Annotated in this window: 11 protein-coding genes; 5 read left to right on the top strand and 6 right to left on the bottom strand. The window is 35.2% G+C overall.

The window, feature by feature from the left end:
- Positions 1-29 precede the first annotated feature (29 nt).
- The gene (locus tag AC23MC_RS05840) at positions 30-353 is read left to right on the top strand and encodes a hypothetical protein (protein ID WP_487567474.1); all 324 of its coding nucleotides are present in this window, start codon (positions 30-32) and stop codon (positions 351-353) included.
- A gap of 326 nt (positions 354-679) precedes the next feature.
- Here the strand turns inward: AC23MC_RS05840 and AC23MC_RS05835 are convergent, their stop codons facing one another.
- The gene (locus tag AC23MC_RS05835) at positions 680-3709 is read right to left on the bottom strand and encodes a T9SS type B sorting domain-containing protein (protein WP_487567473.1); all 3030 of its coding nucleotides are present in this window, start codon (positions 3707-3709) and stop codon (positions 680-682) included.
- Between the two features lie 98 nt (positions 3710-3807).
- A complete protein-coding gene (locus AC23MC_RS05830; protein WP_487567472.1) occupies positions 3808-6327 on the bottom strand; it encodes a T9SS type B sorting domain-containing protein in 2520 nt (839 codons plus the stop codon).
- A 256-nt stretch (positions 6328-6583) separates the two neighbouring features.
- Between AC23MC_RS05830 and AC23MC_RS05825 the strand changes: the two genes are divergently transcribed.
- From AC23MC_RS05825 to AC23MC_RS05810, 4 genes are all read left to right on the top strand, one after another.
- Positions 6584-6994: a hypothetical protein gene (locus AC23MC_RS05825; protein ID WP_487567471.1), complete on the top strand. Its 411-nt coding sequence runs from the start codon at positions 6584-6586 to the stop codon at positions 6992-6994.
- A gap of 72 nt (positions 6995-7066) precedes the next feature.
- Positions 7067-7741, top strand: coding sequence for a peptidoglycan DD-metalloendopeptidase family protein (locus tag AC23MC_RS05820; RefSeq protein ID WP_487567470.1), 675 nt, complete (start codon positions 7067-7069; stop codon positions 7739-7741).
- A gap of 1 nt (position 7742) precedes the next feature.
- Positions 7743-8222, top strand: coding sequence for a hypothetical protein (locus AC23MC_RS05815; protein ID WP_487567469.1), 480 nt, complete (start codon positions 7743-7745; stop codon positions 8220-8222).
- A complete protein-coding gene (locus AC23MC_RS05810) occupies positions 8206-8676 on the top strand; it encodes a nuclear transport factor 2 family protein (protein WP_487567468.1) in 471 nt (156 codons plus the stop codon). The genes AC23MC_RS05815 and AC23MC_RS05810 overlap by 17 nt, the downstream gene beginning before the upstream one ends.
- Here AC23MC_RS05810 and AC23MC_RS05805 read toward each other — a convergent pair.
- From AC23MC_RS05805 to AC23MC_RS05790, 4 genes are read right to left on the bottom strand one after another with little or no spacing between them, the layout of a single operon-like run.
- Complete coding sequence (locus tag AC23MC_RS05805; RefSeq protein ID WP_487567467.1) at positions 8673-9716, bottom strand: o-succinylbenzoate synthase; 1044 nt, start codon at positions 9714-9716, stop codon at positions 8673-8675. The genes AC23MC_RS05810 and AC23MC_RS05805 overlap by 4 nt on opposite strands.
- A 3-nt stretch (positions 9717-9719) precedes the next feature.
- Positions 9720-10397, bottom strand: a complete 678-nt coding sequence (locus AC23MC_RS05800; RefSeq protein WP_487567466.1) for a metal-dependent hydrolase — start codon at positions 10395-10397, stop codon at positions 9720-9722.
- Positions 10398-10415: 18 nt separating this feature from the next.
- Positions 10416-11357, bottom strand: coding sequence for a 1,4-dihydroxy-2-naphthoate octaprenyltransferase (gene menA, locus AC23MC_RS05795; RefSeq protein WP_487567465.1), 942 nt, complete (start codon positions 11355-11357; stop codon positions 10416-10418).
- 44 nt (positions 11358-11401) lie between these two features.
- Entirely contained in the window at positions 11402-12907 is a 1506-nt protein-coding gene (locus AC23MC_RS05790) for a PH domain-containing protein (RefSeq protein WP_487567464.1), read from the bottom strand.

The raw sequence follows: 12907 nt of genomic DNA, 5'->3' as shown, positions 1-12907 counted from the left end.
TAATCATTATCTTTGATAAAAAAATTCAAATGAAAGACACAATTCAAATAAAAAAAAGTATCATCAAGGCTCAACTATCAGTCACAGTTGAGAGGTTGGATGATTCTGCATATATTGGATATATTCCTTCTTTTGATATTCCATTTACATCTCCAAGTGAAGAAAAAGCTCGTGAAATCGCCAAAGGTTTAATTAAAGCATTATTTACTAAATGGATAAAAGCAGGTGGTGTTAAACTTTTCAAAGAAAAGCTTGAAGAATATAATTTTTTCAAACCTTCAAAACGTATTGAATTTGAACATTTTGTTCCAAATAAATCCTTTCAAATCTTAGAAGAATTGCATGTTGTTTGATCCTTTTTGCTTTGTCAAATTTGTAGAAGATAGTGGCGAAGATATAGTAGAATATATCGATAATTGGGCAGATGGTCAAAAACCGATTTATCACTTTTTTGGTGATTTGGGAATTGATATGAGAGAATGCATACATATACAAGTGGCAAAGATTTACTTGCAAAAGTTGAATGCACAGCATCTAATTAATAAGTTAGAGGATTTAAAATGTCCGTGTAATAGTTAATTTATAACAACTTCCGACCTACGAAGTCTCGACTTCATAGCAAATAAATCTTCACCTTTTTAAAATCATAATTTAGCATTTTTTCTACAAAAAATCCTATCTACCTCTTCAAACTAAAATGCGATTTAAACGTTTTAGGTATTCCGTTTTCGGGAAAATTAATCACAAACCAATAATCACTCGCAAAAACCGGATTTCCATTATGGGTTCCATCCCACCCTGTTCCTAATGGGCTAATTTGCTTTAGTAATTTTCCGTAGCGATCAAAAATATATATTTCAGAAGCACCATCTACACCGGAAATATTCCACGTGTCGTTAAAGCCATCGCCGTTTGGTGTAAAAAATTTGGGATAATTAATAATGGTTGCTGTTCCTGACAGGTTGGTACACAAACTTTCATCTACCACCGTTATCGTATGAAAACCGGGAGCCACATTGGTAAACACATTGGAGGTTTGAAAGCCAAAATCATCCAATTGATAATAAAACGGACCTTGCCCACCCACAACGGTGACAGTAATGGTTGGGTTTTCACTAAATGCTTCCGATTGCTCAATTAGTAAACTATCTCCCAAAACGGATTGTGTTACCATTGCTGTTACCATTGGAGAAACACATCCGGAGACAAGGTTGGTAGCCACAACGTCATATTTACCAATTTGAAAAGCTTCAAACGTGTTGCCGTTGGCAGTTGGAATTAAAACATCTTCAAAATACCATTCAAAACTATGATTCGCAACATCCAAACCGGTATCTAAAACATACGGTTGGATAGACGTATTTCCGGAAAGCACACAAATAGCTCCATCCGATATAGATGGATTAGGAATCGCATATACTTCAACCTCAATTGTAATAGGACTTCCGGCACAGCCATTAAAAGAAGGCGTTACTATGTAAGTTGCTGTTCCATCAGTTGTTGCTGTGAGTAATTGATTGATTTGATCTCCGCTTCCTGCTGTGGCTCCGGTAGTTCCGTTTTGAGTTGCAGTCCACGAAAAAGTAGTTCCTGTTAAATTAGACGAAAGTGAAATCGCTGTTGTTTCACCCGAACAATATGTTAAATCACCCGTAAATGCTGCTGTAGGTGTTGGATTGATGTTAACCGTAACCGCACCCGAAATAGATTGAGCACAAAACGGACTTTGCAGTAATTCTGCTCTAACCAGTTGAAAAGTGGTGGCGGAAGTAATTGCCGAAGTTGTTACAGTCGCTGTTCCGCTTGACCCTATATCAATCGTTTGATTAGCTCCACTATTTTCGGTGTAAGTCACTTGTGTATTCTGTATTCCTGTAAATGTTAGCACCACTGTATCACCTTCGCAAACAGCAGTGGGGTTAACCGAAATGGTAGCTGTTGGCAACTGAACAACGGTAAACGTAATAGATTGGTTCAATGATTGCGAACATCCATTTGTACCTAATGTTCTCACTTCGTTAAGCGTAACTACCGTATCGATTGTGATATTGGAAATCGCAACAGTTTTTTCTCCGATGGTATTTAAAACAGTGGATTGATTGGGGCCACTGTTCACGTTGTAATAAACTGTTGCGTTTGGGGTTCCAATAAATTGTATTGTTCCGGTAGCACCCACACAAAGCGATGCATCACCGGAAATAGTGGCGGTTGGTGGTTGATTAACTGCAATGGTAACGGAACCAGAAATAGTTTGATTGCAACTGGTAGAAATTGGCGAAGCAACTCTAACTAACATATAAGTAGTGGCCGCATTTAAAACCTGTGTGGCAGTACTAGCAAAACCACTGTTGTCTAAGGTTATAAATTGATCAGTACCACCATCTATTTTATAGGTTACTACGGCATTGGCAGTTCCGTTAAAAACAACTACCGAGCTGTTTCCTAAACATATTGGTGTTGTTGCAGAAATTGTTGCGGTAGGCAAAGGCACAATCGTTAGTTTAACGGGAATCCTGGTTGTACTTAAGCAATTTGAAACTAAATCATAGGTTTCTGCATAAAATGTTCCGGCACCCGAAGGTGTATAAGTAGATGAATTGGCTAGTAGTAAATTACCACCGATTGGAGCATCATACCAATTTACACCGGAAGTTGCATTTGTCGATACAGAGAGTGTCGGAATAGGATCACTGCTACAAATTTCTACATCACCATTACTAATAGGAACGGAAGGCGAATTTAAAAATGAAACCGTATAAACATTTGAAATAGTGGAACAAAAACTATTGTTCAAGTTAGCTATATCTTGGGCTGCTTTGGCTCTAAAATAGGTAGAAGCCGTTATTGCAGAAGCGGTGTAGGTAGAAGAATTTTCACCTAGAATATCTGTCCAAGTTGTACCGTCATTACTCGATTGCCATTGATAAAAATGAGGAGAAACTCCTGTTGTTGACGCTTGAAAAGTAAGCGGAAATGGAGCTTCGTTGGAACAAGCTTGGTAGGTTTGTCCGGAAAGAGGCGGACTCGTTACGGTGGTTAATTCTCCGCAAGCTCTAAATTCAATGTCGTCAATAGCTAAATCATTTCCGCAACCACCTACTCCATTATTTTTCATTTTTAAAACTACAGAAGTCTCGCTTCCTGTGGTAAAAACTAAAGCATATTGTTGCCAAATGGGCGATGCAGTTCCCATGATGTTTCCAGTGTCGCCTGATCCTAAAAGAACTGTTTCGGTGTCATTCCAAATTTCAAATCGAACGTTGATTGGAATTTCACTCGCTCCACAAAACCCCGAACCTGGATTATACACATTCATCACCCAAGCCGAAAATTCAAATGTAGTATTAACACATAAACCGGTAACGGTGCGTTTGTAAAAATCACCTGTTGTACTTGCATTAGCATTAACTATAAGTGCTTTTCCATTCACTCCATTTGTTGCATCCGGTGTATGATCTAATGAGTAATGCCAAGTGCTGTAAAGATTGGTTCTATAATAAAGTGTATAACTACCGTCATTAGGATTTCCCACCACAAAATTATAATTTGTAATTCCAGCAGGTAATGCAGGTCCGTAATTAGTTCCGTTTCCAAAATTTTCACTAAAAATAGGTTCACCTTTACTTCCTGTACAAAAACCCAATTGGGCATAAGTGATTGTTGAGAAAAATAAAAGTAAAAAAGTAACTATTTTGGTGAATCGAATCATTTGTATTTCAAAATTTTAGCTGAGCTATTTCTATGGAAGTAAACTTTTATTCTAAAAAAATAAAACTTCATACTGTTTAATATAAATTTGAACTGTTTTTAATACGCTTTATTGATATATATCCAACCTGTTTTAGTTTCAATATCTTCAAAATCAATAACAAAATAATAGGTTCCATCAGGCAGTTCATTACCCTTATCGCATTGACCAAACCATTCATTTCTATAATTTGCTTTGTTGTAAACGGCCACTCCATACCGATTGAAAATCTGCAATTGTGTTACATCATAAGAAGAAAGATCAAAACTATCGTTTAGTCCATCACTATTTGGAGAAATTCCTTTTTGAATCTCACACAAAGTACTAACTACGTTAACGACTTGTTCATCACTACAACCATTTTGTGTAACTACTAATCGGTATTCTCCACCGGAAGAAACTGTAACCGAATCATTTGTACCAATTTGAGTATTAGAAGAATCAAACCAAGCAAATGTTGCGTTTCCACTTCCTGATTCTACCAAAGCACTTAATACATAAATCGATCCAGCACAACCTTGAGAAACAGTAAACTCAGGAAGAGGGTTTACTGTAATAATGAGTTCGGTGTCATCTAATGCACATTGTCCTGCATCGGGAGTAAATCTGTACGTAGTGGTTGCTGTGTTATTCATTTCCGCAGGAGTCCAGAATCCGGTTATTCCATTTTGAGATTCAGTTGGCAAAGGATTTAGCACATCACCGGAACAAATAGAGCCAATCTCTTCAAATATAGGCTGAATTAATGGTAAAACTTGAATAGTTAATGGCACAGTACATCCTGTAGAATCGTTGGGGGTAAAGGTATAGGTTGTTGTAGCAGTGTTATTCAACTCTTCTGGTTCCCAAAATCCTTCTATACCATTTAATGAAGTACTAGGTAAAGCAGTCAATGTATCACCAGAACAGATTGGGCCAATTGGATCAAATTCTGGGATGGGATTAACCGTTATCGTCACGCTTTTTTCATAAACACAAGTTACAGTTTCAGCCAAAGAAATATCATCCAAAGCAAAATCATTACCATTATTAGCAAATTCCAGATTAAAAATACAGACAGCTGCAGTGGTAGATGAGCCTGAATTCCAAGAAAATGAATGCAAAGTCCATAAACATGTAGTTGGAGGAGCATCTAGTGTTTCAGCTAAAGTTACACCATTAATCTGCACTTGCATAACGGCAGGGTTTTCAGGAGCAACAGAGGCTATATAATAGGAAAAAGTATAATCGGTATTGGGTTCAACGTTAATTACATCTTCATTACACCAAACACGAATAGTTCCGGTTGGGTCTGTTGAACCATCAAACACCATCAAATTACCGTCTCCTGTGGTATGATCGCCACACGACGCAAAAGCTGTAAACCATGCATTTGGATTTTGAACGATATCATACGATGACTGAACTCCGAACGGATTTGGATTATCAACTTGACTATAGTCAGTTATAAAACCAACATTTCCTTGAGTGAAATCACCATTAAAAACTAAATTGGTAGGAGATGATTCTACACCTGAAGTAATAGTATAAGTTGTGGTTACTAATGGACTAACATTCTGCGTAGAAGCATTTGGATTAGTGATCGAACTATCCGGTGGATCGGCTGCCCATGTGTATGAATTTATACCTCCGCTAGCTGTTAATTCAACCGTTTCGCCTTCACAAATTGTAGATGGTTCACTAATGATTAAATCGTTTGGAGCAGCTAAAACAATATTACTAACACTGTATTCTTCGCCACTGCTGTCAATTATCGAAATTGTATATGTGCCTTGTGGTAAATTAGAAAAAATTCCAGTGGTATTTGATTGAGTAACAGGTCCGGTTAAATTGAAATTCCCGTAAGGTAAAGAACCTCCAATTACTGAAACTGTAATAGACGCATCTGTTGAAGTGGGACAAGTTGGATTGATAAATGTGTATGAACCTTCTAACGGCAAAGATCCTTCTTCGATTACAAAATCATCCACTGCAAAATCATTTCCTAAAGCACCACCATTTTGTGTTCTAAGTCTAACTAATATTGCGGGTGCAGTAGCCACAAACGAATAACTTACTTTTTGCCAACCTTCTTCTGGTAGAGGAGCTAGCTTATTTAAATTTGGTGGACTAATATTATTTACGCCAACAAAAAATACTCCAATATTTGATCGAGTAGCATCATTAGTTACTTCATTAGACACAGATTTTATCCAATAACTAAAAACATAGCTTGTTCCAACCGTAAATCCTCCAATTGCTCCACCTGTATCACTTGTTGTCCAGAAAAATTTATTTCCGGCAGTTGCACCGTCATAAACTAACATATTTCCGGTTCCCGTAGTGTGGTCGCCACCTGAAATGTAAGCAGTATTCATTAACGATGGATTGGTCGTTCTGGCATATTGCCCTGGACTACTCGTTCCGGTTACAGGATTTATCAATGAATAATCATGCACAAAAAAACCGACACCACTTCCACCGGATTCAAAATCGCCATTATTTAATAAGTTTTGGGCAGACAGATTTGAATTTAATGTTGATGAAAAAATATATAATGTCAAAATAAATTTCAAATAAGATTGTAATTGTGATTTCATAACTTCAGTTTTTGGTATTTATAAAAATAGTGGTTATATTTTTTGGAATTAAAAATTTAAAGCTATAAAAACTATACAATTCTTAATTTTATCCCAATATTGTGACAATACAATCAAAACAATCATTCTACAACACATAATTAATCTGAAATAGGTTGTTTTTACACATTTGTTGTGGTGATGTATAGTATTTTATTAGCCACTAACTAAACTTTTTTTTACTAATTTTGGTGAATAACCAATAATTTGTAAACAAATGAGTCCAATTTTGAAGAATATTATAGCAGTTGTGGTTGGAATTGTTGTAGGCAGCATTGTTAATATGGCAATTATAAGTATCAGTGGTTCAATTATACCACCGCCAGAGGGAGCAGATGTTACGACAATGGAAGGTCTAAAAAATTCTATGCATTTATTTGAACCTAAGAATTTTGTTTTCCCTTTTCTTGCTCATGCTTTAGGAACAATCGTAGGTGCTTTTCTAGTCGCTAAAATTGCAGCATCTCATAAGATGAAGTTTGCCTACGCAATTGGCTTTTTCTTTCTTTTAGGAGGAATTACTAATGTGTTTTTATTGCCATCGCCTATTTGGTTTACACTTTTAGATCTAATTGGGGCCTATCTTCCAATGGCATTTATTGGAGGAAAATTAGCAACAAAACAATAAATGATTCGTTAATTATCATTTTTTTAAAATCAATTTAACAGATAAAAAAATCTGGAGGTGTATCTTTGAGAAATGAATACATTGGAAACCATTTTATCCCAACAAAGTGATGTAAGAGTTATAGACTCTTATATTGCGTATACAGATTATATTCCGCTAGATTTGTCTGTTAATTCTGTTGAATTAAAACATTACAAACCCAATACGTCTCATGAATATGAAGTTTTTATAACCGATTATTTAGAAAAAAATAATGCTCAAGTAGCTTTTGGCGGTTATTTAGAAAAACGGAATTTATACGAAAGAAGTTCGATTTTTAATTCTTCACAAGCTGTTGAAAGAAACATACATATTGGTTTAGATTTGTGGGTTAATGCTCACACTCCTGTTTTAGCGGCTTTAGACGGAGTTATACATAGTTATAACAATAACAACAACTTAGGTGATTATGGACCAACAATTATCCTAAAACATGTGTTAAATAAATGTGAATTTTATTCCCTTTACGGACATCTTTCTTTAGAAAGTTTAGATTTGCTGGAGATTGGTCAAACAGTCAAAAAAGGTAAGCAAATAGCTACTTTAGGTGATGCATCTGTCAACGGCGACTATGCTCCTCACTTACATTTTCAAATTATCTACGATTTAGGAAGTTATCAAGGCGATTACCCAGGTGTTTGCAGTGAAAAGGAATTAAATTATTATAAAAACAACTGTCCGGATCCAAATTTACTCTTAAAAATTTAAAATGAAAAAAGTTGCCTTATTTTGCTTTTTACTTTTTCTGATTGGTTGTAAATCAGGTAAAACAGGTACCTCTAGCCCTAAAGTAGAAGAAAAACCGGAATTTGTTAAATTAAATATAAGCGAAGTCAATTCTGTAAAAAAGAACCGTGCCTATGAATTAGGAAAACGAGTTTTAATGACTTGTAACACTTCCACATTCAAGCCGTTTACCCAAGAAGAAGCCACAGAAGAAGTACTAAAAAAGATTAACAAAGAGAAAATATCAATGACTTGCCAGAACATTCTTCGTGTTTTTGGCCAATTTAATGATATGAAATTAATTGAAGTTTTACGAATTGAAAAAAGTGAAACAACAGTTTTTAGATACAAATGCGACTACGAGAAAAAATATAAAACTAAAGAACTCCAAGTATCAATTGACGACAACAACAGAATTACCGCCATTACAACTAAAGACTGGAAAGATGCATACATCCCATAACCTGATTCTCAAATTCTACGATTCTTTTAGCAAATTTGATTACGAAACAATGGCAGCATGCTACCACCCGGATGCCACGTTTTCTGATCCTGCATTTGGAGAGCTAAATAGCGAGGAAGTTTGCAATATGTGGAAAATGCTTCTAGAAAGAAGCAAAGGAAATCTAACGATAGAATTCTCCAATATTAAAGCAACCAAAAAAATAGGAAATGCCCAATGGGTTGCTACCTACAATTTTAGCTTAACTAATCGAAAAGTTAGAAATGTGATTCAGGCAAAATTTAAGTTCAAGGACGGACTCATCATTAAGCACAAGGATTCTTTCAATTTTTGGCTTTGGAGCGGAATGGCATTAGGATGGAAAGGATATTTATTGGGTTGGACACCTTTTTTTAAGAAAAAAATCAGGACACAAGCCATAGCTTCATTACAAAAATACATGAACAACAATTAGAAGTCTATCATTTCTGTTTCCCAATTCAAAGTAGAATTATAATGAAGTGTTCCGTTTATAACTTCCAACGGACAGTTGAAATTGTTTGTATAAAGTCCTCCCGTACCCAAACCTTGTGGTAAAGGATTCTTAAGCATAAAAGTCCATTGTGAAATTGCATTCAATCCAATGTTACTCTCTAAGGCTGAAGTTACCCACCAATCAATTTTAAGCTCTTTTGCGATAGCAATCCATTCTTGAGATCCACGAAAACCTCCTACCAAACTCGGCTTCAAAATAATGAATTGAGGTCTGATTTTTTCAAGTAATTCTCTTTTTTCCTCTACTAAAAACACACCAATCAGTTCTTCATCCAATGCAATTGGCAAAGGGGTGATTTTACACAGCTCTGCCATCCTGTCAGTATAGTTTTTTGCAATAGGTTGCTCAATGCTATGTAATTTATATCCAGCTAATTGATTTAATTTATCTAAAGCTTCGATTGAATCAAAAGCACCGTTAGCATCTACTCGAATTTCAATCGTTTTTTCATCAAAATGTTGACGAATAAATCGTAATAATCCGAGTTCTTTTTCAAAATCAATGGCTCCTATTTTCAATTTTATACAACGAAAACCTTGTGCTAATTTTTCTTCAATTTGGGCCTTCATAAACGACTCCTCGCCCATCCAAACCAACCCATTTATTTCCATATTTTTTTGTCCGGAAGTAAATTCAGATGGAAATAATTCAAACGGATTTTTACTTTCTAACGATAAAAAAGCCATTTCAATTCCAAATTGAATAGATGGAAATTCAATTAAATTTTCCCAAAGTTCATCCACCCCCAAATGAATGTTTTGACAAACCCATTTTAATTTTTCTTCAAAATCGGGTCGGTCATCAATGCTTAATGTTCGCAAAATACCGCACTCGCCTATTCCTTTTTTACCGTCTTTTTCTAAGATGATAAACCAAGTTTCTTTTTGGGTTAAAACGCCTCTCGAAGTACCGGAAGGTCTTTTGAAGTCTAAAATATATTTCTGGTAGGAAGCTTTCAAGAATTATAATTCAATAAAATCACCAATTTTCAACAACATCAAGTCTTTTCCGCTGTTAAAGAATTTTTTAATGGCTTCTTCGTGGTTAATTTCGATATACCCAAAAGTATCGTAGTGAACGCCTAACACTTTATCACATTCTACAAATTCTGCAGCAGTGATGGCATCTTCTACATCCATTGTAAAATTGCTTCCGATGGGAAGAATCGCCAAATCCAACTTCGTGCGAAGCGGAATTAACTTCATATCCATCGTTAAAGCCGTATCACCGGAAATGTAAATGTTTTTATGTTCACCTTCAATCACAAATCCGCCCGGATTTCCACCATAGGTTCCGTCAGGGAAAGAACTGGAATGAATAGCGTTGACATATTTTACTTTCCCAAATTCAAAATCCCAACTTCCGCCGTGATTCATCGGATGGTTCTGAAAGCCTTTATTTCCGTAATAAGTAGCAATTTCCCAATTAGAAACAATTACTGCATTGGTGCGTTTTGCAATGGCTTCCACATCCAAAATATGATCTTGATGAGCATGTGTCAATAATATAAAATCAGCTTTCAACGAATGAATATCAATGTGAGAAGCCTTCGGATTTCCTGAAATAAAAGGATCAACTAAAATGTGATTTCCGTTAACTTCAATTCCGAGTGAAGAATGACCATAAAATGTAATTTTCATAGCGGTAAAAATTAAAAATTATACAATAATATCAGAAATAAAATAAATCAAACACAACGACAGCAATAGCGAAACCATAAAAGTACTAATCGCCAAACGTTTCAATTCCGGATCTAAATCGGCAGGATTGTTTGTTCTGCTTACGCGAAGTAAATGACTGATTATCGGAAGAAAAACAATCAAATAAATATATTGATCAATGGCAAAATGTTGTAAAATACCAAAAACTAATAGCAAAACCATTGCAGAAATTACTAAGAAATAATGGTACTGCTTGGCTTTTGCTCCACCAATTTTTACTACAATTGTATTTTTTCCGGCTTTTTTATCTGAAACTTCATCTCGCATGTTGTTTAAATTGAGCACACCAACGCTTAAAAAACCGATGGCAATGGCCGGTAATAACAAATACCAATCGATAACTTTAGAAAACATAAAATAGGAACCGTAGGTACTCACTAATCCGAAAAAGACGAACACGAAAATATCGCCGTAACCTTTATAGCCATAAGCACTTTTTCCAACGGTATACCGAATAGCAGAAGCAATTGCAATAATTCCTAGTAGTAAAAAGAAAATGGAATAGTATAAATATTCTAATCCAAATGCTGTATAAATCAGTAGAACTGCCGATAAAAAGGTTAATATTGCAGTAATGATAATTGCTCTTTTCATAGCAGCAGGAGAAATCACGCCGCTTTGCAAGGCACGTTTCGGACCAATTCGGTCTTCATTATCGGTTCCTTTTATGCCATCGCCATAATCATTGGCAAAATTGGATAAAACTTGCAAACCGATGGTGGTTAGCATTAATAATCCGAAAATCTTCCAGCTAAATACTTGTGTAGGAGTAAGTACACTTTCTGTTGGTTTAGACAAGGCATAAAAACTTCCTACTAAAATTCCGGATACCGAAAGTGGTAATGTTCTAACCCGAGCGGCTTCAATCCAATGCTTCATTATAATTTAAATTTAATATGCAAAAGTACGGTAAATTTAACGATTTACATCCAATTTCGATTGCTGCGTTCAACTTCATACAACCAATAATTTATCCAGGGTTTTATAGCCGAATAATTGGCAAATTTAAAAGATAAATCGCCTGCAGCGGTATGAAAAGTTAAATGAACAACGTCTGATCGCTTGTGCCACAAATATTGTTTGGTTGTAATTCCTTGAATTTTAAAGGGTTCAATAATTTGATGTTGCACATCCCAAGCATTGCCTTTACGAGTAATAAAATCACGACTAAGCAACAATCGATAATTCTTAAACTGAAAAAACACAATGGTTCCAACCAAAACCACATAAGCAATGAGTAGCGGAAAAAAATCTTGTAAAATCTCAAAAACATGCAATCCCAATCCTAAAAAAACCACACACGGCAAAATAATTCCCAGTGAGATTGCTTTGATTAAATAACGATAATTTGGCTCTAAAACCACATCTGCGGTAGGCAATTTATCTAAAATCATTCGCAAAATAGCTTCCTTTTCTGTTTTATTGCAACCTGGAACTTCAATATCATTGCTTTTCTTTCCTTCTTCCTCAGATACATCTGTTGAAGAAGCTTGCTTCAGTCGTAAATCAAATAAATAAAGCTTTTGCTGAAAAAAATTCTGGCTAAATATAGTAATCTGAACTTTCGCCGGCTTGAGTAGTGTATTCTTTTTGGCAAACAAACCGTGTGTAATGGCTAAGGCCTTTCGTTGAATAACCATTTGATAATCAAAATATTTTACAACTGTTCGAATTAAATTGATTAAAAGCACTAAAATCATTACTCCAACCAAAAAAAATGACAATGAAAAATAGCCTAATCCTTGATCTACTAAACCATTTACTTCTTCTTCATCAACTTCAAAAGAGTTAATTACATCATTAAAACCTCCATATAACGAACCTGCAAATCCAATCAAAAGAGCAATACTTCTGCCATAGTTAGAAGTAACTCCAACTTTTAGGAGTGTGAGAAAACTTATTTTTAAAAATGGTTTTTCTGGTTCAAGACTAACTTCATCTGATAAGATTTCTTGGGTGTTTTTTTCAAACGAGAGCAATTTATTCTTTAAATGCACAGCTACTTCATTATCAACTGCACGAATACTGGCTTCTTTTTTATTACTTCCTGCCGTATCAATATCCACACTAAATACACCAACCAATTTTTGAACAACCGATTGATTGATATTAACTTGCTGTATTTTATCTAACTGAATTGTAATTTTATTTTTGGTTACAACTCCCTTCTGAATTACAAATTCCTGTTTTTCTTCATCTAAAAAATAAGTGAAATTGATGTATTTCAAATAAGCAATAACACCAATTACAATCAGTAAAACCAAAAAACCTCCAATCAAAAGATACATTTTGCTCAAATCAAACTTATAAATAAGCAGCAAAAGCGGAGCCCAGAGTCCGCGAATGATGCCTTGCAACGTATCGGCAAACATTATCGCGATTCCTTTGACCGATTGTCTTTGTGGCCTACTAAAATCGAATGATGGCAT

The sequence above is a fragment of the Flavobacterium sp. T50_26 genome, assembly GCF_057652995.1.
Note: the sequence above shows the minus strand (reverse complement) of the source record. Positions and strands in the feature narration are given on the sequence as shown.